This window comes from Ruegeria sp. F5, assembly GCF_056533845.1.
Window position 1 is genome coordinate 124,904 of the sequence record NZ_JBQFOU010000007.1, and the last position, 25,988, is coordinate 150,891.

At 54.9% G+C, this 25,988-nt stretch carries 18 protein-coding genes and 3 pseudogenes; 11 read left to right on the forward strand and 10 right to left on the reverse strand.

Annotation, left to right across the window (positions count from 1 at the left end):
• Positions 1–17 precede the first annotated feature (17 nt).
• Together ACR0K1_RS12610 and ACR0K1_RS12615 are read right to left on the reverse strand one after the other, a co-directional pair.
• Positions 18–1,841, reverse strand: a complete 1,824-nt coding sequence (locus ACR0K1_RS12610; RefSeq protein WP_480850878.1) for a caspase family protein — start codon at positions 1,839–1,841, stop codon at positions 18–20.
• Between the two features lie 275 nt (positions 1,842–2,116).
• Positions 2,117–2,761: pseudogene (locus ACR0K1_RS12615) on the reverse strand (IS6 family transposase).
• Here ACR0K1_RS12615 and ACR0K1_RS12620 point away from each other — a divergent pair.
• The 4 genes from ACR0K1_RS12620 (at position 2,681) to ACR0K1_RS12635 (ending at position 6,193) form a co-directional block, all read left to right on the forward strand.
• Positions 2,681–2,884 (forward strand): hypothetical protein, encoded by a 204-nt coding sequence (locus ACR0K1_RS12620; protein WP_480851035.1) that lies wholly within the window; start codon positions 2,681–2,683, stop codon positions 2,882–2,884. The pseudogene ACR0K1_RS12615 and the gene ACR0K1_RS12620 sit on opposite strands and share 81 nt — an antisense overlap.
• Before the next feature lie 244 nt (positions 2,885–3,128).
• Positions 3,129–4,442, forward strand: coding sequence for a metal-dependent hydrolase family protein (locus ACR0K1_RS12625; RefSeq protein ID WP_480850880.1), 1,314 nt, complete (start codon positions 3,129–3,131; stop codon positions 4,440–4,442).
• Positions 4,442–5,215 carry a DUF3299 domain-containing protein gene (locus ACR0K1_RS12630; protein ID WP_480850882.1) on the forward strand — a complete coding sequence of 258 codons (774 nt, stop codon included), beginning with the start codon at positions 4,442–4,444 and terminating at the stop codon, positions 5,213–5,215. The genes ACR0K1_RS12625 and ACR0K1_RS12630 overlap by 1 nt, the downstream gene beginning before the upstream one ends.
• A 276-nt stretch (positions 5,216–5,491) precedes the next feature.
• Positions 5,492–6,193 (forward strand): hypothetical protein, encoded by a 702-nt coding sequence (locus ACR0K1_RS12635; protein ID WP_480850884.1) that lies wholly within the window; start codon positions 5,492–5,494, stop codon positions 6,191–6,193.
• A gap of 404 nt (positions 6,194–6,597) precedes the next feature.
• On the opposite strand, the gene ACR0K1_RS12640 is transcribed toward ACR0K1_RS12635, so the two are convergent.
• A complete protein-coding gene (locus ACR0K1_RS12640; RefSeq protein WP_480612732.1) occupies positions 6,598–7,488 on the reverse strand; it encodes an AraC family transcriptional regulator in 891 nt (296 codons plus the stop codon).
• 160 nt (positions 7,489–7,648) lie between these two features.
• Between ACR0K1_RS12640 and ACR0K1_RS12645 the strand changes: the two genes are divergently transcribed.
• Positions 7,649–8,461: an SDR family oxidoreductase gene (locus ACR0K1_RS12645; RefSeq protein ID WP_480612734.1), complete on the forward strand. Its 813-nt coding sequence runs from the start codon at positions 7,649–7,651 to the stop codon at positions 8,459–8,461.
• 38 nt (positions 8,462–8,499) lie between these two features.
• The gene (locus ACR0K1_RS12650; RefSeq protein ID WP_480850886.1) at positions 8,500–9,342 is read left to right on the forward strand and encodes an SDR family NAD(P)-dependent oxidoreductase; all 843 of its coding nucleotides are present in this window, start codon (positions 8,500–8,502) and stop codon (positions 9,340–9,342) included.
• Between the two features lie 471 nt (positions 9,343–9,813).
• Here ACR0K1_RS12650 and ACR0K1_RS12655 read toward each other — a convergent pair whose 3' ends face one another.
• The 7 genes and pseudogenes from ACR0K1_RS12655 to ACR0K1_RS12685 form a co-directional block, all read right to left on the reverse strand.
• Positions 9,814–13,398: a hydantoinase B/oxoprolinase family protein gene (locus ACR0K1_RS12655; RefSeq protein ID WP_480850888.1), complete on the reverse strand. Its 3,585-nt coding sequence runs from the start codon at positions 13,396–13,398 to the stop codon at positions 9,814–9,816.
• A gap of 71 nt (positions 13,399–13,469) precedes the next feature.
• On the reverse strand, positions 13,470–14,753 hold the full coding sequence (locus ACR0K1_RS12660) for a TRAP transporter large permease (RefSeq protein ID WP_480612740.1): 1,284 nt from the start codon (positions 14,751–14,753) through the stop codon (positions 13,470–13,472).
• A 4-nt stretch (positions 14,754–14,757) separates the two neighbouring features.
• Positions 14,758–15,321, reverse strand: coding sequence for a TRAP transporter small permease subunit (locus ACR0K1_RS12665; RefSeq protein WP_480612742.1), 564 nt, complete (start codon positions 15,319–15,321; stop codon positions 14,758–14,760).
• Positions 15,322–15,385: 64 nt separating this feature from the next.
• Positions 15,386–16,423: a TRAP transporter substrate-binding protein gene (locus ACR0K1_RS12670; RefSeq protein WP_480612744.1), complete on the reverse strand. Its 1,038-nt coding sequence runs from the start codon at positions 16,421–16,423 to the stop codon at positions 15,386–15,388.
• 20 nt (positions 16,424–16,443) lie between these two features.
• Positions 16,444–17,259: a putative hydro-lyase gene (locus tag ACR0K1_RS12675; RefSeq protein ID WP_480850891.1), complete on the reverse strand. Its 816-nt coding sequence runs from the start codon at positions 17,257–17,259 to the stop codon at positions 16,444–16,446.
• Between the two features lie 87 nt (positions 17,260–17,346).
• Positions 17,347–18,228 (reverse strand): LysR family transcriptional regulator, encoded by an 882-nt coding sequence (locus ACR0K1_RS12680; protein ID WP_480612747.1) that lies wholly within the window; start codon positions 18,226–18,228, stop codon positions 17,347–17,349.
• 337 nt (positions 18,229–18,565) lie between these two features.
• A pseudogene (locus tag ACR0K1_RS12685) lies at positions 18,566–19,990 on the reverse strand (IS1182 family transposase).
• Positions 19,991–20,271: 281 nt separating this feature from the next.
• Here ACR0K1_RS12685 and ACR0K1_RS12690 point away from each other — a divergent pair.
• The 5 genes and pseudogenes from ACR0K1_RS12690 (at position 20,272) to ACR0K1_RS12710 (ending at position 25,976) form a co-directional block, all read left to right on the forward strand.
• Positions 20,272–20,995 (forward strand): annotated as a pseudogene (locus ACR0K1_RS12690) (IS5 family transposase).
• Between the two features lie 601 nt (positions 20,996–21,596).
• A complete protein-coding gene (locus tag ACR0K1_RS12695; RefSeq protein ID WP_480850893.1) occupies positions 21,597–21,974 on the forward strand; it encodes a hypothetical protein in 378 nt (125 codons plus the stop codon).
• Between the two features lie 3 nt (positions 21,975–21,977).
• Positions 21,978–22,298: a tyrosine-type recombinase/integrase gene (locus tag ACR0K1_RS12700; RefSeq protein WP_480850895.1), complete on the forward strand. Its 321-nt coding sequence runs from the start codon at positions 21,978–21,980 to the stop codon at positions 22,296–22,298.
• 562 nt (positions 22,299–22,860) lie between these two features.
• Positions 22,861–24,459: a hypothetical protein gene (locus tag ACR0K1_RS12705; RefSeq protein ID WP_480850897.1), complete on the forward strand. Its 1,599-nt coding sequence runs from the start codon at positions 22,861–22,863 to the stop codon at positions 24,457–24,459.
• A 662-nt stretch (positions 24,460–25,121) separates the two neighbouring features.
• Positions 25,122–25,976 carry a hypothetical protein gene (locus tag ACR0K1_RS12710; protein ID WP_480850899.1) on the forward strand — a complete coding sequence of 285 codons (855 nt, stop codon included), beginning with the start codon at positions 25,122–25,124 and terminating at the stop codon, positions 25,974–25,976.
• Positions 25,977–25,988: the final 12 nt, after the last annotated feature.

The following is a 25,988-nucleotide window of genomic DNA, read 5'->3' on the forward strand; positions in this document are numbered from 1 at the left end:
GTTTTGATTCCGGCGCATCAGTTCAGACGGCCTTCGAGTACAACTGAATGCGCATGGTTGCCATTACCATCAAACCATTCCGAAGGTATAGCTTTGCTTAGATCCCGACGCCCACGCTTCTGATACGCAAATTGCGCGAAAGCCTTTTTGCCATGACCGTGGGTCTTGTTCGGCTTAGAAGGCAACCAGTTTGTGTAAGCCACTGGTTCTCCACTGTACCAACGCCAGCCGATGACGGCGTCACCTTCTTTCGGATCCTTTCTGAAACCAAAATAGGGTCCTGATTTGAAGCTGTAGTTGGTTCTGCTATCGTATGCGATTTCAAAGAATGCCGGGTCATTTGCCATCATTTTGACGATGAAAGCATTTTCTTCAGCAGATGTGATCGACGCCAGATCAACACCGCACTTCTGAGCCTCGCTTCGCGCATTTTGGAGATTACCCCAATACGTCATAATCACGTATAAGCTGCCGCGAAATTTGCCATAAACGCTCCGCCGCAATCTCAAGCACCGCAGTATCTCCGTTGTTTCTTCGGATTCTCCTAGCAACTCCAGTTCGCTTACTTTCTGACTTACTGCGAACGGGTTGCTAATGAAAGTCTCGTTGTCCTCTTGCTGCGATCTCAGCCTCAATATGGCCAAAACGGCGGGGTCGACAAATCCGGTCTGTTCTAGCCCATTCGCTGCCTGAAGGGCCCGGAGGCCGGACCGGGTCTTGGGCCCGAAAGCACCATCGGCTGCGCCAACGTCAAAACCAGCGTTGTTGAGACTTTCCTGAACGCGCTTTTTGACATCACGATCCGGCACCAGAGCATCTTCCAGACTTTTCAATTTCCCGCTCTTTGCCAACCACTTCGGTGTGATTTCGGCCATTCGCTTCAGGGCGTCAGGTTCGGTTATCGAAGCGGCACGGTACTTCTGTGCCATCAGTGCCCAACCACGCATTGTGTTGGTTTTCATCGCGGCCGCCATTACATCCTGGCGTGTTACCGGTACCGGCTGAGGAACCGGCGCAGCTGCACCCTGACTTTTCGGCACCTGCAACGCGACGGGCTCAACATGGGGCACCAGGTAAATGTCTTCCCCGGGAAGCGAGCCGTAGATGAAAGGTTCCTGAAACCCCTCGGTCAGGTCATATACACGGTCTCTGACCCTGCGGAACATCTTGCCCAGTTCCAGACCCGGCTGCTCAATGTGCTCCAACAAGGCCTGCGCGTAGGGGCTGTTCCTGCCATCGCCATCCTGCGCCAAAGTCCCGCCCCGGGCAGCGTAGCCAACGACAACACCCCCCGGTTCCACCGCTGCCAGACCACGCCCGATTGATCGCGTATCTGAAACGCGTGCCATCTGAGCCAGAAACGGATTGTTCCGGCAGGCGTCGACAAGGACGATTTTTAGGCCGGGAGAGTTTGAGATTGAATTGACAATGGCATCCAGTCGAATTGTTTCAAAATCTACATCGCGATCACTTTTGAGCGTTGCATTAACGGGTATCAGATAGTTGGTATTCTCGATTTCTATGCCATGACCTGCAAAATAGATCAAAGCTACATCCGCAGTAGCCGCGGCCTCTGCGAAGTCACGCAACGCAATGCGCATCCCATTGTAGTCAAGATTCAACCCTTCGGTGACGTCGAACCCGATCCGCTTCAGAGACTGGGATAAATCCTCGGCGTCGTTCGACGGGTTTCGCAAGTTCGAGACATGTTGGTAAGCGGAGTTACCAATCACAAGTGCCACGTGTTTGTCTTTAGCCTGGGTCAAATTCGCGGAGGTCGCAAAAACCAAAAAAAACAGCAGACGCCAAGTTTTGAATCGTAGACAAAATTTGAGGAACATGAACAACCACTCAGGGATTAGCACCGATAATTACAGCGATGTTAGCATAAACCCGGTCGTTTTCTAACGGAGCAACTGTTGTTTCACGATAAAAGGCCAAATGAAACGTTTTGCTCTGAGAGCTTCATGTCACGAGATCGAAGGTCTTGATTGATGAGCCGCTTCTTTTCGTTGGGTACGGTCAGGTGAATTCGAACCAGTCTCGACCAGGGCTGGGGCTCAGGTGTTGTGAGACGAATTCGAACTTGTCTCGGTTAGGCCAGTGGCGCTGCCCTTTATCCCGCGCCAAGTTGGCGCCACTCGGCGCGAGCCGCGGTGCGCGTCAGCTTGAAGGTGTCTCGGCTGGTGAGAGATCTTTCCTGGTTGAAGTGGTTGTATCGAGGAATGGACAGAGGCGAATTTCTGTAAAATTCGCATGCGCCTGAACCGTTGTATCGCGCGGTCGCGTCGTTGGAACGGCAGGTGCAAATTCTCGACGCGGTTGTTGAGCCACCTGCCCGTCTGCTGTTTTTGGTAGCACCAAACTCTCTGAGAGCGGCCCGATACGATGCGAAGCGATCCCTGATAACGTTTTCCGCTTTACCGTGTCGCTTCATAAATTTCTTGAAGAATTTCAATGCTGCAACTTTGTTTCGGCGTTTGGTGACAACGGCTTCCAGCACCTCGCCTTCGTGATCAACAGCCCGCCAAAGATAATGCCGTTGGCCATTCACCTTCACGAAAACCTCGTCCAAGTGCCACTTCCATCTGGAAAACGCGCGCAGCTGCTGGACACGCTTCCGTCTGATCTCAGCAGCAAACATCGGGCAAAACCTGTTCTAACAATATCGGACAGTTTCGTGGCTCACGTCGATGCCTCGCTCATGCAGCAGATTTTCGACATTCCTAAGCGAGAGCGGGAAACGGATGAACAGCATCATTGCAAGGCAGATGATCTCAGGAATGGATTTAAAGCACTTGAAAGAGGCAGGTCTGGTCATGAGCAAAAGCTACGCAACCGCCCTGCCCCGCTCACGCAAAGTTCTTCTGAAAAGGCCCTTTAAAGCACCACGCCCGGCTTAGCGCCAGTTTTCACAGCAACTTGTGTCGAATTGAGGTAGCCCTCAGGGGGAAACAATGCGGAGTTGAGAACCCGAAATGCCGAGCCACGGCACCAAATTGGTGTGCCAATACAAGCCGCTACATTGACTAAAAACAAGTCAGACGCAATGCTGGCTTGAACTCCAACATCTTCGAATGGGTTAAACAATTACTATGGTCTCAATACGAGCAATTCTCTCCGCTGCAATGCTGTTCTTGTTGGCATTCGGAGCAATCGCACAAGAAGACCTGCAACGAACCCTGTTTGTCAATGTCGATGTTTTTGACAGCGAAAACGCAGCAGTGATCGAAAATGCCCATGTTCTTGTCGAAGGCAATCTGATTGCGAGGGTTTCGACCGATCCGATTGAAACCAATGGTGCCGTGGTCATTGACGGTCAAGGAAGGACTTTGATCCCGGGGCTCATCGACGGCCACAACCACATCATGTTGCCGTCCAATCCTCTGGCATTGGCGTACAACCTTCACTGGACATACACCGGGGCTCTCGTCACGCGGGAAGCTGAACTTATGTTGATGCGGGGCTTTACGACGCTGCGCGATGCAGGTGGTCCGTCCTATGGCATCGCCAAGGCCATTGACGAGGGTATCGTGCCCGGACCGCGTATCTTTAGTTCCGGGCATTGGATAGGTCAGACATCTGGGCACTTCGACTTCCGCCTATATAACGACACCCACCACCGACAGCGTATTGAACGTACGGCTTTTGAGCGCGAGTGGGCGTTCATTGCTGACGGAGTGCCTGAAGTGCGGGCAGCCACCCGTGAGGTGCTGCGCCTTGGGGCCACTCAGGTAAAGATCAGCCTGGGTGGCGGTAACTCAACCCCTTACGATCCATTGGACACAACCCATTACAGTCCCGAAGAAATCCGTGCCGCAGTGGAGGCTGCTGAAGACTGGAACACCTATGTCATCGTTCACGCCTACACAGATGAATCCGTCATCAGGTCATTAGAGGGCGGAGTAAAGAGCATCGATCACGGCAACATGATATTCGAGGAAGAGACCATTCGCGCCATTCGCGATGCTGGGGCCGTTCTCAACCCGCAGTTTCTAATCTTCACACCGGATGAGGAAATGTTGGCCGCGGGCGATCCTGCTACCATCGAAAAGGGCGCGCCGCTGCGCGACAACGTCGAAAACTACGTTGCGTTGATCAAAAAATACGACCTTCCGATTGCTTTTGGCGTGGACCTGTTCGGAGCCCCAGAGCTCTTGGCAATGCAGAACCTTGAGTTCGAACGCCGTGGTCGCTGGTGGTCTGGGGCAGAAGTCTTGCAACAGGCCACGTACAACACCACAAAGCTGGTCGAGATGTCAGGACCGCGAAACCCGTACCAGGAAGGCCCGCTTGGGGTGATTAAGGCTGGGGCATATGCTGATTTGATCCTCGTCGACGGTGACCCAGTCGAGGACATCAATCTTCTGGTCGAACCGGAAGAGAACTTTCTGATTATTATGAAGGATGGGGTCATCTACAAAAACACGCTTGAGAACTGATGAGCGTCATCATGCGGCTGCTTGTGGTTGGGATATTGGGTTTGCTTGTGGTGACTTCCGTGGCCGCGAACCCTCGTGTTGTCAGTTGGAGCGACCTAGTCGACCCGTCGGCCCAGACCTTTGAGGATCCATTCAAGAAACTTGGTGCCATTGATCTCGTGAACTTGCAGGTTGTGGTGCGCGTTCGCGAACTGCTGAAGAATGGTATAACTGACCCGGAAAAACTGGAACTGGCCAAATCCCGCTTGGCAGAGGCCGAAGCAACTCTCGATGCGGCGGGTGTGGATATTGACTGGTACATTTCGCAGCGTTTTGTCGTGGCTGACAAACGAGAGCGCGCCGCAAAATCGGGCAATCCCGGTCTCAATGGACGGCAGGTGTCGATAACCGGTTTCGCGATACCAGCGCCGCCGAACGCGGACGGAACACAAATGGCTTATCTGGTGCCGCAGCTAGGCATGTGTAGCCACTTACCGCCACCACCACCCAACCAGCTTTTACGCCTGCGTTTGCCTGAGGGTGAAAACACGGTTCGCCTATATGAACGGCTGCAAGTTACTGGCCCGCTTCAGATTGAGCCAAGTTCACAAACTGTTTTTGTTGCAGACGGAATGCAAAAGATGGAAACCACATGGATGCTCAACGCAGCGACTTTGGAGCGTCCGGAGGCTTTCGATGGTAGTTCGCAAAGCGGGCGACGGCCCATGCTCTCGAGGAACGGCATCATGACCTCGGAAGATTTCAGCCATAGGTCCGATGCGGATCTCAATTGATGTAAATCTCGGCATCAGAAACCTTCCTTTGCCACGTGGCTGCTGGAGTCTTGCAACTGTCAATACTTGCCAATCGCACGTATCCAAACGTGTCTGACGTCAGAGCCTGTCGGTCCAAGTATGGTAATTTGCTAAGGGTGGGTTTGTCACTCTTCATAGCCATTGAGGAATGGACGATGAATAAGCCACTGTCGCACCTTCCTCATTTTCTGGGTTGTGCTTTTGATCCCAACGGGTGTCTCATACAAATTGTAATGTCTTCATTGGATCTTAGCCGTGTTCGACGCGTCGACATACCTCGCGATAACATCGATTGCAGTCATCGGCACTGTTCACGTCTTCTGCGTGTCTTTTTTTCGAAGATTCCCCGCCCAAGCAAGCTGGCTATCTGATTTTTCGTCTGGGATTGGACTTGGCTATGCTTTCCTTTTCTTACTGCCAAAAATCGGTGAATTGTCCGCTGTATTAGCTGCATCCGGGAAGTGGGAGCACTCGCTGTATGGTTACTCTCTGCTAGGATTTCTCCTTTACTACTTGCTGGAAGCCAGACGCGACGTGGGGGCCGATAACCGGTTGTCGCTTGGCTTGGATACAGTGGCACTTGGAACCTACAACTGCTTGCTTGCTATTACAGTCATGCAAACGACGGGAACATCACCCGAGCTGAACGCGATTGGAACGTTGGCCTATTCATTGCATTTGTTTGGAGTGAATATTTTTCTCTATAAGACCCACCCCGGGCATATGTCTGGATGGCTACGCGCATACTTTGTCGCGTCGCTTGCAATCGGCATATTGATCGGTCTCAACGCGGACAAAAGTAGCATGATCTATTCAATTGCGACTGGGTTGACTGGGGGTGTGATAATTGCCCTGTCTCTTCGGGTTAAACTACCCAGCCTTTCGGCAGTGAATACAAAAGCGCTTTTAATTGGCGTGGTGTTTGCTGCGGTCGCAGTCGAGGTCACCCGGTACTGACCCGGCGACGCTGAACGAAGTACTGGGCTTGCATTAGTATGAGGCGCTCGATTTTTCTCGGTCTTTTTGTGACGTAACCACCAACACTTGGACAGGCCCAGCATTCTCTTCAATGACCGTTGTTGTCCTGTTGATCAGCGCATCCACTGCCTCAGCAGCGATGGTTTTGAACGAGTCGAAAAAATTTACGGCAACCTGCTGGGTGAAGCAGCTGGTACATCCCTAAGCCGACTTTGAGCACAGCATTCACTGTGCCTGCTTAGCTCAAGTGATGGTCGATACCTGAATGTGGGACGAAGCACCAATTCTCCGCAGCTGCGCCAACTGTCGCTTTCAGAAATTGATTGGCTCGAAAGCCATGTTTCGTGAGAAGGCTCTGACGTTTACGTTTTTTCCCTGCAGCCTTACCGAACAGTTTCGGAAACTCGATCCTGCCTCGGGGAACGTCCGAATTTACGGGCATATTCTCGTGAGAATTGAGCGGGGCTTTCATATCCGACGCCGTAGGCAATCTCTGAGATCTTTGCGCCGGTGGTTTGAAGCTCATTGCGGGCATGAAGTAGGCGCAGGTCTTTCTGGTATTGCAACGGCGAGGTTCCCGTGACGGCCTTGAACCGTTCGAAGAAGGCCGAACTGCTCATACCCACGCGCCCGGCGAGTTCTCCGACGACAAGGGGATTGGCCAGGTCTGACCGGATTTCGTGAGTCGCCGCGAAAATCCGGCTGGCCGTGTTTTCATGCCACACCAGTTTTTGAAGCGTGCCGCCATGTTGCCCGATCAGCAGGCGGGCATGGATTTCCCGCACCGTGATCGGCGCCAGCATGTGACGCGTCTCTTCGCCTTCGCACTGGCGGAAATACCGCAACAGGGCGCTTTTCATGTCATCACCGGTGTCAGCGAGGCAGATCGAAAATGGATCCGACACTCGATGGGTGGATGACTGCGGCAGTGACGAGGCCAGGACACGCAAGAGATCCAGATCAAGGGGGAACACGAGCGCGACATAGGGACGTTCTGGTGTGGCCTCGGTAATCCTTGAGACAACCGGCAGCGCGTTACTGACGATCAGCGACTGCCCGGCCCGGACGGTGAGTGTTCTGGTGCCGGTTCCGACCTCCTTGGCGCCTTGCAGGACCGCGCACAACAGCGGACGGTAGACATTTGCGTCATGTTGGGTGGTCGACGGGTGGGTGAGAAAAACCGTCCCGCTTTCCTTATGTGTCAGGACCCCCTGCGCGACGCCTGCGTGGTCAAGCAGCGCCAGAACATAGTCCAATAATGTCTGAGGTCCCATGACTGCCTCCTGTCGTTGCCCTCATCGTTAGCACGGAACCAAAAACGCTATTACTGAAAACTTCCATTTCCGGAGAATTGAGCAAGAAAGACGGAGAATACTGAAAGATACATCCTTTCCTGATGATTATTGTGTGCTTAGAAATTTGCGGAGCAATAACATGAAAACCATTCTGATCACCGGGGCCTCATCCGGTATTGGCGCGGCAACCGCCCGACATTTCCAAGCGAACGGTTGGAATGTCATTGCCACGATGCGCAACCCTGCGGGCAGCACGGATCTGGGGGATTTGGACAACGTACATCTGACCCAACTGGATGTGACGGATTCGGACTTAATCGCATCGGCCGTGGGCGCTGGCATCGAACGGTTTGGGCAGATTGATGTTTTGCTGAACAATGCGGGCTACGGCGCCTACGGTGCGTTAGAGGCCTTCACAATGGACCGCATCCGGCGTCAGTTTGACACCAACGTACTCGGGTTGATGGAAGTGACCAAAGCGGTTCTGCCCCATTTCCGTCAGAACCGGTCGGGCACGGTCATAAATATCTCGTCCATCGGAGGACAGATCACATTCCCACTTGGCGCGCTCTATCATGGCACCAAGTTCGCAGTAGAGGGGCTTTCCGAGGCGCTGCACTACGAGTTGGAGCCTCTTGGCATTCGGGTCCGTATCATCCAGCCTGGAATGATAGAGACCAACTTTGGCGGCAGCTCATTCGATTTCGCGATGGATGAGAACCTGCCGGATTACGCACCAATGGCCGAAGCCATGGGGCGCCTGTTTGGCAAGCTGGCCGCGAACCCTTCGGCACCAGAAACTGTCGCGCAGGTCATTTGGGATGCGGCCAACGAGACCGGCAACCGCCTGCGTTTTCGCGCAGGGCCTGATGCTGAAGAACTGCTCGATGCGCGCAAACAACAGGATGACGAGACGTTCATCGGTGGCGTCAAGCAAAAGATGGCGCCCTGAAAGGCCGCTTAGTCATTCACAGCAAAAGAGGATGATCCATGTACCGCGAAGCAATCGATAAAGGTGGCCTGGCCGTTGTAACCGGGGCAGCAAACGGTGTTGGCAAAGCCGCGGCCCAACGATTTATTCAAGACGGTCTGGGGGTCGTGCTGGTCGATCTTGCGGGTGAGGTCTTGGACAAAGCCGAGGCGGAATTGCGCGATCAGGCTGGGGGTGCCGCGACTGTTCAGGCGGTTCCGACTGATGTTACCGACGCCACTGCTGTGAATGCATTGGCGGATCAGATCTTTGCCCTCGGCGAGGTGGCTGTCCTGATGAACAATGCCGGTATCGCGGTGCCGTCCGGCAGTTGGGACAACGCGGAAAACTGGCGCAAACTGTTAGAGGTCAACCTTTTTGGCGTCATGAACGGCGTGCATGCTTTCCTGCCGCGCATGATCAAAGCGGCGCGCCCGGCTGTGGTGATCAACACCGGGTCAAAACAGGGCATCACCACACCGCCCGGAAACCCCGCTTACAATACCAGCAAAGCCGCCGTGAAGGTCATGACGGAAATGTTGGCGCATGATTTGCGGCAGGCCGAGTTGGATATCACCGCCCATCTGTTTGTGCCGGGATTTACCTATACTGGTATGATCGCGAAATTCATGCCGGAAAAACCTGCCGCCGCTTGGACAAGCGAAGAGGCAATTGACTATCTGCTGAAGCGCATGTCGGACGGGGACTTCTATATTCTTTGTCCCGACAATGATGTATCCGAAGAGCGCGACCACAAACGGGTTGAATGGGCCGCGGGTGATATTATCAACAATCGCCCGGCTCTTTCACGCTGGCATCCCGACTATGCGGATGCCTTTGCCGCGCACGAGGTCTTGGAATAGTCGAACCAAGCAAGAGGTCGTGCAAAATACACCGAACTTGCCCGCCGATGGAGAGAGTACGACCGTAGTGCATCCAACAGAGCTCACACCTCAATTTGAAACTGAGCGGGCGAAACCGGGTGCTGTGCCGCGACCTTCATAAGCGGAATTTCGTAAGAATCTCAGTATCAAGTACTTTGGGCTCATGGCCGCTATTGGGGCGGATGCAGCGTCTACAGCCACGCGGCCTGACGGCTCATAGCAGACGGCCCACAGATGCCTTTCAACCTCCAGTTCGATGCCGCAAAACAGATCCCCAAAGCGGTCGTTCATAACATAAGCGATAGCCGATTGGCAGTGAGCCAGCGTCCCTGGACGAAACTGGCCTCAGCTGTTTTCCCTGTCACAAAAGAAAGCGTTTTTGCCACATCCCGAGCAAGTCAAGAACACCCTTTTTCCACAACAATCCCTCTTTCATCGTGTATCTGCAAATCATACAACTTTGTCTGGTTGGCCAAACCCGCCGCCGCCCGGAGTCTCCATTACGAATACGTCTCCCGGAAGCAGCACTGACTGGTCGTTACCGCTGAGCTCTTGAATCAACCCGTTGCTACGAACAATTGCGTTCTGTCCCGTCGCGCCTGGGGCGCCGCCCGAGGCACCGTGTGGATGGGTATCCCGGTGGGACGAAAGGACGGTCACGGTTGTTTCTTCTAAGAACTGCAACCGCCTGCGGATACCGTCGCCACCTTGGAACTCACCGTTCCCGCCTGAACCAGAGCGGATTGAAAATTCCTCCAACCGCACCGGGAACCGGCTTTCCAGTACCTCCGGGTCCGTCATGCGGGTGTTTGTCATGTGGCTGTGTACTGCACTCGTGCCGTCAAAGCCTTTGCCAGCTCCGGTGCCCCCGCAGATGGTTTCGTAGTTTTGATAGGTGGAGTTGCCGTAGACAAAATTGTTCATCGTGCCTTGGCTGCCGGCCACAACCCCAAGCGCGCCATAGAGGGTGTCCGCAATGGCTTGCGAGACTTCTGTGTTGCCGGAAATGACAGCCGAGGGCGCGTTGGGATTGATCATCGTTCCTGCCGGAACAATCAGATTCAAAGGTTTCATACAACCTTCGTTCATCGGAATGTCGCTGCCGACCAACGTTCGGAAAACGTACAAGACGACGGCACGGCAAATCGCCAGTGGCGCATTGTAGTTGAGGGGCGATTGACCGGATGTGCCCGAAAAATCGATCGTGGCGGTTCGGGATGCCTTGTCTACCGAAATTGCCACTTCGATTTTTGCCCCTCCATCCAATGGGTAGGAAAAGCTGCAATCTCGCAGGACGTCGAGAACCTGTCGCACGCTCTCCTCAGCGTTATCCTGCACGTGCCCCATATAGGCGTGGACCGTCGGCAGGCCAAACTGTGCCGATATTTTGCGCAGTTCGGCTGCTCCGGTCTCGTTCGCGGCAATCTGTGCCGCAAGATCCGCCATGTTCTGATCGACGTTGCGACATGGGTAACGCCCCGAAGCCAACAGGTCGCGCGCAGCGTCTTCTCGCAACTCACCCCGATCGACCAACAAGAAATTGTCGATCAACACGCCTTCCTCTTCTATGTGGCGACTATCGGGCGGAGCCGAGCCGGGAGTTTTCCCTCCGATATCAGCGTGATGGCCGCGCGAGGCGACGGTGAACACGATTTTCTCACCTGCTTCGTCAAAAACCGGGGTGATGACTGTAACGTCGGGAAGGTGGGTGCCGCCATTATAGGGGTTGTTCATCATGAACACGTCGCCTAGTCGGATCTTACCCTTGTTTTGGCGCAGAATAGTTCGAACACTTTCCGACATCGAACCCAAGTGCACGGGCACATGCGGTGCGTTGGCAACCAGATCACCTTTTTGGTCAAATATCGCGCAGGAAAAGTCGTACCGTTCTTTGATATTCACTGAATACGCCGTATTCGCGAGCGTTGCCCCCATCTGTTCCGCGATGGACATGAAAAGGTTGTTAAACACTTCCAGCATAACCGGATCGACATTTGTGCCGACTGCCTCAACCCGCTGCAGCGGTGTTTCACGCGTCAGGACCAGGTTGCCACCGCTCAGACAGGTGGCGGTCCAACCGTCTTCGACGACATTTGTTCCAGTTGGTTCGGTCAAGATCGCCGGGCCTTTGATAGATTGACCAATGCCAAGCTGCGTCCGATCGATAAGAGGAACCTGTTGGTGGTGCCCGCTGCAATAAAGCGTCACCGGAATCCGAGCGGCGTTGGTTGCGACACAATCGAGCAAGGTGACCTGCTCACCCGTCTTTCCGATTGCCTCTGTCACCAGCATCTCGATGATCAGATCGCTGGTATCCGGCGCGAATCCAAAGCGCTGCTTGTGCGCCACAACAAACGCGTCGCGCATCGAAATCGGGTCGGAAAATGGCACCGATAGACTTTGCTGAGCATCCGCGGGGCGGATATGGGCAGTCGCTGAGACCGAAATATCTACTTCGGCCACGCCCTGAGCCGCAACCTCAGCCCTGGCGGACTTCGCCAGAGCATCGCAGATATTCTGTGCCTCTGTATCCAGAATAGAGGACTGGAACTGGTGTTCCCGGATCGCTGTGATGTCCGCCAAACCCATACCAAAGGCTGACAAAACGCCTGCATAAGGGTGAATGAAAATTCGTTCCATCCCCAACGCGTCGGCGACCAGACAGGCGTGCTGTCCCCCAGCGCCGCCAAAGCAATTCATAGTGTATTTGGTGACGTCGTAACCGCGTTGCACACTGATTTTCTTGATCGCGTTCGCCATGTTCTCGACAGCGATCCGCAAGAAGCCCTGGGCAAGTTCCTCAACCGATTTATCCGTGCCCATTTCAGCCGCCAGAGCTTCAAATTTACTGCGCACAATTTCCTTATCCAACGGTTCGTTGCCTTCATGGCCGAAAACCGAAGGAAAATGCTCGGGCTGCAGTTTGCCAAGCAAAACATTGCAGTCGGTGACGGTCAGCGGGCCACCACGTCTATAGGCAGCTGGTCCGGGGTTGGCGCCGGCACTTTCCGGCCCGACCTGCATCCTGCCATCGCGAAAGGACAGGATAGATCCGCCACCTGCAGCGACGGTATGGATCGACATCATTGGCGCGCGCATCCGGACGCCGGCAACCTCGGTTTCAAAGGATCGTTCATATTCACCGGCATAGTGACACACGTCCGTAGACGTACCGCCCATGTCGAAACCAATCAGTTTGTCAAAGCCATGATCGGCAGCGGTGCGTACCATCCCGACGACACCGCCCGCCGGACCGGACAAGATGGCATCACGACCCTGGAAGAGATCCGCGTCGGTCAAGCCGCCGTTAGACTGCATGAACATCAATTGATCACACCCGCCTTCATCGGCGCCCAGAGCCGTCGCTACCTGCTCTACGTATCGACGAAGAATGGGTGACAAATAGGCATCAACCACTGCGGTGTCTCCGCGGCCCACCAGTTTGATCAGCGGGCTCACCTCGTGGCTAAGCGAGATTTGTGGAAACCCAACGGCACGCGCCAGCTCGCCAATCAGTTTTTCATGATTGGGATGCCGGAAGCTGTGCATAAGCGCGACAGCGACGGAACGATATCCTTCCGAATAGGCTTTTTCCAACGCGGCTTTCGTTTTGTCGATATCCAGCTGTGTTACGACCTCGCCATCCGCCGCGACGCGTTCTTCGACTTCGACAACGTCTTCGTACAGAAGCTCGGGCAACTGAATATTCAGATCAAACAGGCGCGGTCGGTTTTGGTATCCGATCCGCAGAAGATCACGCAGCCCCTTGGTTATGAACAGGATGGTTCGGTCGCCTTTCCGTTCCAGCAACGCGTTGGTTGCAACCGTGGTTCCCATCTTTACCGCACGAATTGACCCTTTTGGGATGTCCTGATCACTTTCCAAACCCAGTAATTCACGGACACCTTGTACGGCGGCGTCAGCATAGCGCTCAGGATTCTCTGACAGCAACTTATGTGTCTGCAAACTCCCATCCGGCTTGCGTGCAACGATGTCGGTGAACGTGCCACCCCGATCTACCCAAAACTGCCACATGGACATAGCTCCTCTGTTTGCCGGCCCAACCGGCATTGAATTTCATGAAGGGGGAAAGGTGCCTTGGCGGTTTAGTACACCAGAGAAGGCAACCAGGTTGCGAGCTTAGGGAAGACCAAAAGAAGCCCGAGCATGACGAACATGGTGACAACAAATGGCAATGCGCCGCGGATCACATCCATCATGGGTCCTGCTTTTCTGATCCCTTGCACCACATACAGGTTGATCCCAATGGGCGGCGTGATCAGAGCGGTTTCCAGAAGTACCATCAACAAGATGCCAAACCAAACCGGATCAAAGCCGAGCGCCACAACGATCGGAGTGACCAGCGGTGCCATAGTTAACAGCATCGAAAGCGTCTCCATGAAGCAGCCGATCAGGATCAGCACCGCGACGATCGTCAACATGGTTTGCATGGGACTCCAGCCCAGCCCTGTTACGAATTCGGTCAGAGCCTGGGTTAGGCCGATGATCGAAAGGACAAAGTTCAGGAACACCGCAGCGATGATGATCAGCATGATCATGGCGGTCGTGCGCATCGTGCCTTCGATTGCGTGACGCATGGTTTCCATCGACATCTTGCCGTTGAACGCCGCAAGCGCCATCGAGGCAACAACCCCCAAAGCTGCAGCTTCGGTCGGAGTTGCCAGTCCCGCATAAATGGAGCCGACGACTACCATGAAGATGCCAAGTGGAGGGATCAGTGCAGGAAGCGCAGCAAGCCGCTCTGCCCAGCTGTGGCGTAGTTGGTCCCCGCCCCATTCCGGCTTGATCATGCATGCCACAACGACGGTCGCCATGAACAGCAGTGCCAGCAGAAATCCGGGCAGGAAGCCCGCCAGATACAGTTCCGGCACCGACGTATTAGTCAATAAACCATACAGGATCAGGTTGATCGATGGCGGGATCAGAATGCCGAGCGTTCCTCCGGCAGCCACCGTGCCAAGAAACAGCCGTTCGTTGTAACCCCGCTTTTTGATCTGCGGCACAGCCACCGTTCCGATCGTTGCCGCTGTTGCCACGGACGACCCAGACGTTGCCGCAAACAAGGCCGAGGACCCGATGTTGGAATGCATCAACCCACCTGGCAACCAACCGAGCCATTTGACGATGCCGTCATACATCCGTTCGGTGATGCCAGCTCGCAAAAGAATTTCTCCCATCATTACGAACATCGGGATAGCCACTAGCAGAAAGTCCGTGCTGGTCTGCCATGCCATGTCCGATATCGCGCGGTGCAGCGGCATCGGGCTGTCGGTCCATTGCAGGATCAGGCCCAGCCAACCCAAAGAGGCGGCAATAGGAACGGCCAAACCGATGAGAGCAAGAAGGATCAGAAGTGTCTTGATCAGCATCGGTCTACACCGTCTCGTCTTCTATTTGTTCGTCCAGGGATTTCACGCCAATCAGATCCTGCACGCGGGCCAGATCGCCTCGAAAATACTGTCTGATTGCAGCCAGAGCGATGAGTACGCCCGAGCCAACAAAGAACATCCAACCCAGCAGCCAAGGTATCTGCGGAATGGCCAGCGGTACGCGCATCGGTGTAATTGACCGGGAACCGTTAGCCAGCGTATCGGCCACCATGCCCCACACCATCACGACGATGACCAAGGCAAATCCTGTCAAAAGCACCAGGCCAAACAAATTGATAAACGGGTGCAGCGCCTTGGGAATTACTCCAAGCAGGGCGTCAACCCGGATATGCGCGCGTTCAAACAGCGCAAAAGACAGCGCCAAAGCGGTTGCCACACCGAAGGCATAGCCCGAGATTTCGTCCGCCCCGCCCAGAGAGATGTTGAAAACTTTGCGCAGAAAGACTTCGAGAGTAATGAGGAAGGCTGAAAACACGATCAGTGTTCCACCCAGCCACGTCATCCAAAGGCCCAACCTTTGCGCGCCGCCTAAGAGCTTGTCTAACATTTTGATTACCTGATGTTTTGTGGTGGGGCGGCGGGAGTCTGGCCGCCCCACCGAATGGGCCGGATTACTTGGCTTCGGCTTTCAGACCAAGGATCGGGCCAACGGTTTCATTCCAATTTGCGGCACAATCGGCGCCGCAGCGTTCTGCCCAACGGGCCAGCACGACATCGGTTGCGATTTTGTCCCGTGCGGTCAGATCGTCTGCTGTGGGTTCGACGAGCGTCATGGATCCGGCTTCTCCGATCTCACATGCGCCGCCGGTGATGCAGGAAATTGCAATATCATCCTCGGTTGCCGTCTCTGCCCACATGGAGTCCGTCAGCGCTGCGAGTTCGGTTTCCAAGAGTGCCTGTTGTTCGGGCGACAGGCTGTTCCATTTGTCCAGGTTCATGGCTCCGAATGCCAGGCCCCAGCCGACACGCAAGGTATAAGCGTGGGTGGCGACCTGGTTCCACTTGGCCGTATAGGCTGACATGGTCCCGGTGATCGCGCAGTCGACGACACCTTTCTCCAATGCCGGGATAACCTCGGAAAAGGCGACTGTCACGGATGTGCCCCCGACGCCCTCGACGAAGTCACCTAAGGTCGTTGAATAGACACGGATTTTCTTGCCTTCCAGATCGGCAATCCCGTTCACTTCAGCGTTGCACCACAAGGTTTGGCTTGGGAACGGGTACAGCATCAGCAGCTTGGCATTGTAGATTTCTTCGAACGCCGCGGACAGCGTGTCGAAATAGGCGTCGGCCACCTTTCGTTGAGTGTCGATATCCTGTGTCAGGGTAGACAAATCTGCGCCCTCGAAAATCGCGTTTTCGGCGGCGACGTAGCCGGGCAACCCAAATGCAAAGTCAAAGACGCCGTTCTTGACCATGCGCATGATCTCGAAGCCCTTTAACCCCAAACCGGATTGCGACTGGATCTTTCCGACTATTTCTCCGCCCGATGCCTCGTTGAGCCGCTGGTTAAAGAAAGGCTCTTCGTGTTTCTGGTAATTCGTCAGGCTGGACCACGTTCCCACAGCGTTCAGAACCACGGGATTGTCGGCGATGGCTGCGGTTGCTGAAACAGCGAGCGCGCCGAGTGTTGTTGCGAGCTTCTTCATCTGATTTCTCTCCTGTTGCTTTATTTTGATTGGTAGATTGGTGTTTCGGCATCATCAGCGATGTCGGTGATCAGCATGTGGCCCGGCTTGTGTGTGATCGCGATTGAAGGTTTGGCATTCCTGATCGCAGCCTGCGGTGTGACGCCACAAGCCCAGAACATTGGCGTGGTTCCGTCTGGGATCGGAGCCGGATCGCCCCAATCCGGGCTGCTAACATCGGCGATACCAATGATCGCCGGATCGCCCCAATGCACCGGACCGCCGTGTGCCAAAGGAAACTTGCGCGAGATTTCGACAACCTCGTCCACCCTTGCATCAGGGATCGCCCGCATGCTGACAACCATTGGCCCCTCAAACGGCCCAGATTTAACCGTTTGGATATTGGTCACGAACATCGGCACGGTACGGTCATTTTCGATGTGCCAGAGCGGTACTTTGGCCTGTTGCAAAGCATGCTCGAAGGTAAACGAGCACCCCAATGCGAAAGCCACAAAATCATCGCGCCACAGGTTTCTGAGATCATGAACCGTTTCGGTGTGGATGCCATCGCGATAAATGTAATAGGCCGGAGTATCGGTGCGGATATCGATATCACCGCCCAAGGTGTCCATGTTCGGATTGCCTGTGTCAGAAACGCCAACAATCGGGCAGGGTTTTGGGTTTCGCTGGCAGTAGCGCATGAAATCCAACGCGTAGTGCTCGGGTAAAATGGCCAGGTTGGCCTGCAGGGTATTCCCGCCCAAACCGGCGGTGTGTCCGCGATAGGCCTGTGACCTAATCTGCGCGCGCACAGACGCTGTTGTCACAGATTTTAGTGGCTCATACAGATCGTTCACTACGACGCCTCCCTCATTTGGGATACGTTCGTGCGCCCGAGGCATAAAATCAAATTGTATTATTTTTACCTTCTACATAAAAAACTTTTATGGATGTTGAAGCGCTATTTCCTTGGCGATGCCCGCTGCAGCCTCAAGCAGATGGTTGCGTGGTTCACCCAGATAAGACGCAGAAAATTGAAGGGGTTCGGGAACCCACCCCGGGTTGAATTCGACCAGTTTTTCCTCTTGCACCAGTTTTTTTGCCAGCGAGATCGGCAGGGCGCCCACGCATAACCCGGCCTCAACCATACGAAAACAAGATGACAAAGAGGAGGACGGGAACAGGGAGATTTCGGAGCCGAATCGTTCGAACAGAGCGGCCCTCAATTCCCGATACGGCCGAGTGTTCTTGGCGTAGGTCGCGATAGGAATGCCGGCCAGATCGACATTTTGACCAACAGGTCCACCCGACGCCTGGAACCATGCCAGTGGCACATCCGGCAATACCACGTTGTCAACCGTGTAGTCTGAGACCGGCCCAAGCAGGATACCCAGATCGATTTCACGCCCCAGCAACTGGTCCCGTAGGTTCAACGAAATGTCGACGCTGATCTCGATCTTGAGAGACGGGTACTTTGCTCGCAACGCGCCGACGAATTCGGGCAGCCAACTTTGGGCGATAGTCTCGGACACGCCAAGGCGGATCAACCTGTCAACGGCGCACGTATCCACAACGTGCTCTTCGACCAGATCGGAAAGGTGCTGAAATTGTTCGGCATAGTGGACCAGCATATCCCCACGCTTGGTCAGGCGCATTCCGGCGCTTTCGCGTTCGAACAACGACGTCCCCAAGGCGTCTTCCAGGGACTTGATGCGAGTTGTCACGGCAGGCTGCGTCAGGTTAAGCACTTCCGCTGCCTTGCTGACGCTGCCGAAACGTACAACAGCAAGAAATGTCTGTAGATGTTCAAGTTTGAGCCGAGACACGTTGATCGCTTTCTGCTGAGAACGGTCCTGATCTTACTATCGTATTGTCGACGTTCAAATTGTCTATGGTTAGAGGTGATATTACTTTGTTGAAAACTGGACATTTCACTGAATGCAACATTGGAATGGATCCGTTAATGAACCAAGGGGTTTTGCTGTCATGCCCTCGCAGCTAATTGACTGGGTAAAAACTCTGACTTGAATGGCAGCTTTCAATCATTTGTGAAGACCTGTTTGCTCTCGCAGCGAATGGCTGCTTCCATCCGATTCTGTTGAAAAACAACGTGTTGCTGACGCAGATTGGGGTGAGCTTAGCACGACACGAACGCCTTTCTGGTCAGGCTTTGCGCATTTGCTGCGGTGCGGGAAAGATCTTGGCCAATTTGCGGAGGTTTTGGGCGGTGGCGGCGAGGAGGAATTCGTCATTTGCACCGCATGGTCCCCGTAATCGGAGCCGTCCGATCCCGAGGATGCGTTTGAGGTGGGCGAAGAGCATCTCGACCTTCTTTCTAAGTTTCATCGAGATGTCGTATTGGCGGGTCTTGGAGATCTCGCGGGCAACCTGGCGGGCATCTTCGTGTTCTTCGCGGGTGATTTGCGTGCATCGGTGTTTGGACAGCATTTGGCTTTCGATGGACAGATCTGACAGACCTCTTTCAAGGCGCGATAACGTGCCGTGCCTTTGCCGGTCGGACCTCGGTTCGGATCGGAGTAGTTGCGGCGGAACTGCTTCAGGGCGTGGTCTTCCGGGCAGATGTATTGATCGTTCCCGGCATCCCATTCGAAGTCGGCGCGCGTCCAGGTGCCGTCGTTGCGCCCGGATTTATCAAAGACAGGAATGTGCGGTGCGATCTCGCGGTCAACCAGCCAGCCCAGAAGTGGCCCGGTGCCATAAGCCGTGTCGGCGATCAGCCGTTCAGGATGCAGATCGAACTTGTCCTCTACCCGGTCCAGCATGGTTTTGGTTGATCCGACCTCAGCTTGTCGGATGGACCGTGTGGCTTCCACATCCGTTGCCCGGCAGTCGTTTGCTCTGCAAACGATGAGAGGGGACGATGACGCCATGGTCCGTGTCGATCAGATAGTTGTCGGAATAGCTAAAGAATGCTGGGCCTTTACGGGCCGCCGTCCACTGGCTGGCCGGATCAGAATGGGAGGTGAACTTTGGTTACACCTCGCTCGCAGCTCCAAAAGCCGCCTCATCCAGAGTGTTGAGATACTCGCGGACCGCGCGAAGCGCATCTTCTGGATCGATGGTTGATGCATCCCATTCTTCTTTTGGCGTTGAATTCTGTATGTTGGCATCGGCCACGAACAGGCTGGCATCGATTGCCATGCGCTGGCCGCGCACCAGACCTTCCGCGATGCAACGTGCGACGGTCGTCTCGAACAGATGACGCAGCAGTTCGCTCTCGCGGAAGCGGCCATGCCGGTTCTTGGAGAACGTCGAGTGATCCGGGATACGGTCACTCAGATCGAGGCGGCAAAACCATCGATATGCCAGGTTCAGATGCACCTCTTCGCACAACCGTCGCTCCGAGCGGATGCCGAAGCAATAGCCGACCAGCAGCATACGGATCAGCAGTTCAGGATCGACCGATGGACGACCGGTGTGGCTGTAAAAATCCGCGAGATGCACTCGAATGCTGCTCAGATCAGCAATGCGATCAATCGACCGAAGCAAGTGATCTTGGGGAACGTAGTTCTCCATTGAGAACTCATAGAACAGCGACGATTGTGCTTCCTGCCTCGGTCCCATCATCGCCAATCCTCCCGCCAATTGGCAGAATTGAATCAGCTGTTCATGCGGCGATCAAGGAAGAGTTTTCAAAAAATTACACCCATGAGTAAATGGCGATGTCCGCTTTAGGCGAGCCTCCCCAACTGATCTGGTCCACCGTTATGTTTAGGAATCGGAGGACTGAGAATGGCAAAGAAGCGACCTAGGTTCAGGATGCATTGATTGTCACTGCTCGGCGTGATTCACGGCTCGCAAAACGGAGTGGTGACATGAACGACCTTTACTAGCTGACAGACGAGCAGATGGCCAAGCTTCCCCTTTCTTCCCGAAGTCGCACGGCAAGCCACGGGTCGATGATAGAAAGGTGCTGAGCGGGATTATCTTCATCAATCGCAATGGATTGCGTTGGCGAGATGCGCCCAAAGAATACGGACCTCACAAGACGCTCTACAGCCGGTGGAAGCGTTGGAGCGAGAAAGGCATCTTCGCACGAATGATGGCTGGTCTGGCCGCCGAGCACGGTGAAAAGAAAACGGTCATGATCGACGCCACATATCTAAAGGCCCATCGTACGGCGTCCAGCTTGGGCGTCAAAAAGGGGGGCGTGGCCGCCTGATTGGCAGAACCAAAGGCGGCATGAATACAAAGCTGCACGCTATCTGTGATAGCGAAGATCGCCCGCTCAACCTGTTCGTCACTGCTGGGCAAGTCAGCGATTACATCGGTGCCCGGGCCTTGATCAGCAGTCTGCCGGATGTCGATTGGCTGTTCGGAGATCGCGGCTACGACGCAGACTGGTTCAGAGAAGCGTTGAAAACCAAAGGGATACGTGCATGTATCCCCGGCCGGAAGCAGCGCAACAAAACCGTCAAATACGACAAGCGTCGCTACAAACGTCGCAACCGAATTGAGATCATGTTCGGCAGGCTCAAGGATTGGAGGCGCGTGGCGACCCGCCATGACCGCTGCCCGAAGGTGTTCCTCTCAGCAATCGCCCTCGCTGCAATCGTCATCTACTGGTTATGAATCCTGACCCTAGTCTTACTATCAACGTTAATGAAAAACGCATGCTGAAACGGTCTGAGGCGGCGGTTATACCGGGCTGCCTCCAAAGCTCTTCAAAACAACGTGCCCCGTCCAGGCAATCGAAATGCGCCCCGGCACAATCTTTTGGGACAAGCGCGATCTGGACAATTGGATTGATGCAATGAAGGAAGGGGCCGAGATGGCGACGAAGGACGTCATTCTTGGCAAGTTGTAATGACACGTGTCAGGGTAAGAGGTTTCAAGATATTTGATGATCGGCACGGGAAACCGCGCCGCTGTCATCGCGCCACGGGTCACAAGATCGACCTGGGAAAGACCCCATTAGGATCGGCGTTTTTTGCGGAATGCGCCCGCATTGCAGCCATTGCCAAGGCGAGGAAGGCGCAGGCACCCAAGCCGGGAGCCATTGGCGGGCTGGTCAATGCTTATTTCCGGACTGAACCCTTTGGCAATTTGGCGGACGTCACCAAGCGCAGCTATCGCAAGTGCGCTGACTTCCTGCACCCGATTCGTGACACGCCCGTTCCCGCAATCACAACGCCCCTTGTGTCGGGCATCCATGACAAGGCGGCGGGCGAACATGGTCCGCACCTTCCTGAGCCAAGTTTTTCGCTACGCCATTCCGCGCGGTCTGATCGATCGGGACTGCGCGGCGGGCGTCATTCCTAAGCCGCGCCCGAAAAATCGGCCCTATGCCAACCGACCTTGGACGGTAGAGGAACGCACAGTTGTTCTGGATCGAGCCGCCCCGCCCGTTCGGGTGGCGGTGACGCTGATTATGAATACAGACCTTGATCCGTCCGATGCATTCAAGCTGACCCGCCGCCAGATCGACGGCGACACGATCTGGGGCGTCAGGGGCAAGACAGGTCAAGAAGTTGTCATTCCTATCGGTCCGACACTGCAAGCGGCTATGGACGCTGCGCCCACGCACGACGCCGTGACCATCCTTGCCTAATCTATGGGAAAGCCTTGGACCTACAACGGCTTTTCGACAGTCTGGCACCGCTTCAAGAAAAAGCTGGAAGCTGAGGGCGTTGTGCAACCCGGCCTGACCCTCAAGGGGCTGCGACACACCGTGGCCACGACACTGCGCGAGGCAGGGCTTGAGGATCGCCAGATTGCGGACCTGCTGGGGCAAAAGACACCATCTATGGCCCGCCACTTTTCCCGGTCCGCCAACCTCGCGGACCGCAACCGGATCACGATGGAAACACTAAAAAAGGAGAACGAACGCAGATCGAAAGTTGTCAAACCTTTCAAGAAAACTGTCAAACCCTGAAAGGCTCAGAAAAGAATATTGCAAAATATCAGGTGTTTGAATGGTGCCCGGGGGCGGATCTAAATCACACTTAAAAACAATCACTTAGACATTATGATGCACCAAGTATGATGCACTTATGATGCGCTTTTCAAACTCAAGAGCTCTGTGCACAAAGTTAAATCAAACAAGAATGTATCATAATTCTTGGCGATTAGCGTTAAGGCTCACGACCGTACTGAATGGGACTGGCGCAAACTAAATAAGGAGCCCTGATCCGCTATTGCCGTCCGAACTGGCCGCTGCGGTCGCATTCGGCTGGCCTCTGTCCGGAGCGGACGCAAAGACCTTGGCTCAAAGCTGCAAAGGCTGACCTTCACGGTGCAGATCGCGAACTAGGGAACAGTGGGACACAGCCCATTCTATTTAGAAACCTACAGTCTCATCCGCAGGCGCCGAGTCACAAGAAATTTTCTCAGTAATTTCGATCCCCGCAGACCATGCTTACAAAGCGGTCCGCTGCGAGAACGGGTTTCCAAGTTTTTAACGCGATTTTAGCTTGAACGATCAATGCGCTTTAACGATGCTGCCCACGGTAAAGGAAAAAGGCAGAGCGGTGCATCTGGTATTTGTCGGCGCGATCATCGCGTCCGTGGTTGCGGTTCTCGGGGTGCTCAAACCCACCGGATGGGTCTGGGCGCTGTCGCTTCTTTGGGTATTTCTTTTTGGCGTTCTGAACTATGACCATCAAAGCGACCGGGTGTCGATCTTGAACGGGTTGAAACGACGCGACAATGCACTGGTCTATACGAAGCTTGTGGATACAATGCTGGGCGGGTTGAAGCGGATGTTGTCGCCCCCTGACATCTCGAATGATCCGATGCCCACCAAAGGTTGGTTGTTACGTTTTGAGTGGTTTATGACCCCGCGGGCGCGCGATTCCGACAACCTGAAACACCTGCAATCCAAAACATTCTCATGGCCGGTGATGGATGCTGCATTGAAGATCGCCGTGATTTACCCGCTTTTGCTGCTCCTCGTCCAATGGGGTCTAAGCGGTTCTGATACAGGCATCGGAACGGTCACGATCCTTGCTGCGGACGAGCGGTCTTGGTTGCGCGCTGCAGTGGTGTGCCCTGTTTTGGCGCTTGTCATCGTAAGTATACTGGCGTCAGCCAGTCAGATGCGTGTAGACGAAAAAGCATCTGCCTGGCTGTTTTATCTCGCAGTCGCATTCGCAGTCGCAGCCGCAGTCGCAGGCAAAGGCGGAGTCGCAGCCGCATTCGCAGGCGCACTCGCAGCCGCATTCGCAGCCGCAGCCGCAGCCGCAGTCACAATCGCAGTCGCACTCGCAGTCGCACTCGCAGTCGCACTCGCAACTGCAGTCGCAGCCGCATCCGCAGGCGCAGCCGCAGTCAGCTATAGTTGCGCCAAGGGCAAAGGCGGGCTCGGCTATTCCGGGTTGATCATCGCGACTTGGATCTGCCTCGTCGGGGTCTTTTCTGTGACGACGTATGCTCTAGAACCGCAAATGCGCGTTCTGATCTTCGCCCTGGGCTTGCTGCCGCTTGTTAACGCCGTGTTCGATTATCTTTCCTATGGCATTACTCTGGGTTTGGTCCGCTTTGGGCGGGGCCAACGCAATTTGCTTACCGGGCTGGTCTGGATTTTTGACGGGCTGGTCGCTGTGCTCTTGCTGATTGGGCTGGGGTTGGGGCTGAGCGGAACCATCGCGTTGATCAACCATCTGGCTGGGCAGGAGTTCATCGCGCTGCGCCCGATCTTTGACGATCTGAAAACGCCCGAGGGGCGCGCGGGCTATACATGGTTGACCATCACACTGTTCTCGACACTCGTACCGACACTCGTGCATCTGGTACTGGTCTTCTTGTCGGGTTTTACTTGGGTGCCGCAGCGCTTCAAACGCTGGATCGCGCGTGGAATTGAAGACAGCGAAACCGGCGATTTGGCCACGCTGGGCGGTAGCGCCGCCGCTGCGACGCTCGGCGCGCTCTGGGCTGCATTGGTGGCCTGTGGGTTTTGGGGAATCTGGCTGTTCGCAACGGCCTACCTAGAGCCTGCGGGAATGGTGGTTCTGGGGGCCGTGGAGGGCATCGCTCTCTGGCTCGGCTGGGCGGAGCCCGGCGGCGCGGCGGTCGTGGTGCCATTCATCGACATCTGATCGACCCCAATGCACCACCAGCAAACGCAAAAACGGTAAACCGAACTGCCACTCCAACTTTGCAAACTCCACTTTCTGCGCAAAGCCACCAGTTAGGACTGCAAGTATTGCAAGCGCCGCGAATTTCTGCTTGGTGACTAACTCACCAAATCGTTCGGAATTCGCCGCCGGCCTGCGGTGGCAAACGCAAAAAAACTCTGGATCGCTTTTTCTGCTAACGTACATGGTTTGCTGCTTATAGGCCAGCTTCGAGCACTGGCATTACCCATACTTTGCATCGATTTCGATTCCACGTTTGAGCATCGAACTCACAAGGCAAAACACATTCCAAAATTTGATTTCATGATGCACTTTGCGCGCCGAAATTCACTTTTTGGTTTAGCCTTTTGAAGTCAAAGCCGTTTTCAGAACCGATTATGATGCAGTTATGATGCACATTTTGCGCCATTTTTTTGACTGCAGTCGCGTAAGCCATTGATTTTAAATTATTAATTTTCTAAAAATGGTGCCCGGGGGCGGAATCGAACCACCGACACGAGGATTTTCAAACCGAAGCTTATTGATATGGCTCAACCGCTTAGGTTCCGAAAGTCTGTCAAACCCACCTCGGCGCATCAAGCACTTAGCGGGGAATTGTCAAACCTTGGCCCCGAGGCCTTCCGATGAGCTGGCGGGTTGCGAATGCGTGTGCCGAGCGGAAGTTCGGCAGTGCGACGCGCAAGCAGATCATAATGTTCCTGGCCGACAAGGCGAGTGATGACGGGTCGGGCATCTGGTGTTCTAAGGGTACTATCCAACGGCATACGGAGTTGGGCGAGACGACGGTCAAACGGACGATCCGAGATTTCCTAAAGGAAGGCATCCTCGTCGAGACCGGGGCGCGGGGGTGCAAGAACGGCTTCACGGTCGTTTACCGGATCGATCTGACGCAAATCGAAGCGCTGGAACTGACCGCTGAACCAGAGATCGAGACGGGGGCCACAGTGGACCCCGTCCAGACTGGACCCGGAACGGGGGCCACAGTGGCCGGGGTACCGGGGCCACCACGGCCCCCAAACCATCCTAAAACCATCCATAAACCACCTACGCGCGAACGCGTGGCGGAGGAGGATGAAGAGGCTGAGAAGGTTTTGGCGGCGTATCCGCCCGACCGTCTGCGCGGGAAGGCCGACTGTCTGGGGCGGATCAGAGCGGCGCTGGATGAAGGCGTAAGCGCCAAAGACCTGGCGGAAGGCGTGAAGTCCTACGCGACGGAGAGCGCAGGCTTCACTCGGTCGAAGGTCTGTTTCTCGGACAACTGGTTCAAGTCGGGACGATGGCGGAGCTACGTCGAGGACATCGCCCAGGGCCGAGAAATGGCAAAGGCGAAGGAGGCCGAGATGCTAGCGGGCTTGGCGAATTGGGTGACGGATCGCCATCCACTCTGCCGCCACATCACACCCGGCCAGATCGATGCTCTCCTGGCCGCAGAGCTGGTGACACAGGCGCAAGTCCAAGCGGCAGGCCTCAGATCATGAGCGTCCCCAAAC

Excerpts from the sequence above, each read along its gene's own strand:
- ACR0K1_RS12665 (WP_480612742.1), bottom strand. The coding sequence starts at position 15,321 with ATGTTAGACAAGCTCTTAGGCGGCGCGCAAAGGTTGGGCCTTTGGATG.
- ACR0K1_RS12630 (WP_480850882.1), top strand. The coding sequence starts at position 4,442 with ATGAGCGTCATCATGCGGCTGCTTGTGGTTGGGATATTGGGTTTGCTT.
- ACR0K1_RS12625 (WP_480850880.1), top strand. The coding sequence starts at position 3,129 with ATGCTGTTCTTGTTGGCATTCGGAGCAATCGCACAAGAAGACCTGCAA.
- ACR0K1_RS12655 (WP_480850888.1), bottom strand. The coding sequence starts at position 13,398 with ATGTGGCAGTTTTGGGTAGATCGGGGTGGCACGTTCACCGACATCGTT.
- ACR0K1_RS12645 (WP_480612734.1), top strand. The coding sequence starts at position 7,649 with ATGAAAACCATTCTGATCACCGGGGCCTCATCCGGTATTGGCGCGGCA.
- ACR0K1_RS12640 (WP_480612732.1), bottom strand. The coding sequence starts at position 7,488 with ATGGGACCTCAGACATTATTGGACTATGTTCTGGCGCTGCTTGACCAC.
- ACR0K1_RS12700 (WP_480850895.1), top strand. The coding sequence starts at position 21,978 with ATGGGAAAGCCTTGGACCTACAACGGCTTTTCGACAGTCTGGCACCGC.
- ACR0K1_RS12650 (WP_480850886.1), top strand. The coding sequence starts at position 8,500 with ATGTACCGCGAAGCAATCGATAAAGGTGGCCTGGCCGTTGTAACCGGG.
- ACR0K1_RS12670 (WP_480612744.1), bottom strand. The coding sequence starts at position 16,423 with ATGAAGAAGCTCGCAACAACACTCGGCGCGCTCGCTGTTTCAGCAACC.
- ACR0K1_RS12710 (WP_480850899.1), top strand. The coding sequence starts at position 25,122 with ATGAGCTGGCGGGTTGCGAATGCGTGTGCCGAGCGGAAGTTCGGCAGT.
- ACR0K1_RS12660 (WP_480612740.1), bottom strand. The coding sequence starts at position 14,753 with ATGCTGATCAAGACACTTCTGATCCTTCTTGCTCTCATCGGTTTGGCC.
- ACR0K1_RS12610 (WP_480850878.1), bottom strand. The coding sequence starts at position 1,841 with ATGTTCCTCAAATTTTGTCTACGATTCAAAACTTGGCGTCTGCTGTTT.
- ACR0K1_RS12695 (WP_480850893.1), top strand. The coding sequence starts at position 21,597 with ATGGTCCGCACCTTCCTGAGCCAAGTTTTTCGCTACGCCATTCCGCGC.
- ACR0K1_RS12705 (WP_480850897.1), top strand. The coding sequence starts at position 22,861 with ATGCTGCCCACGGTAAAGGAAAAAGGCAGAGCGGTGCATCTGGTATTT.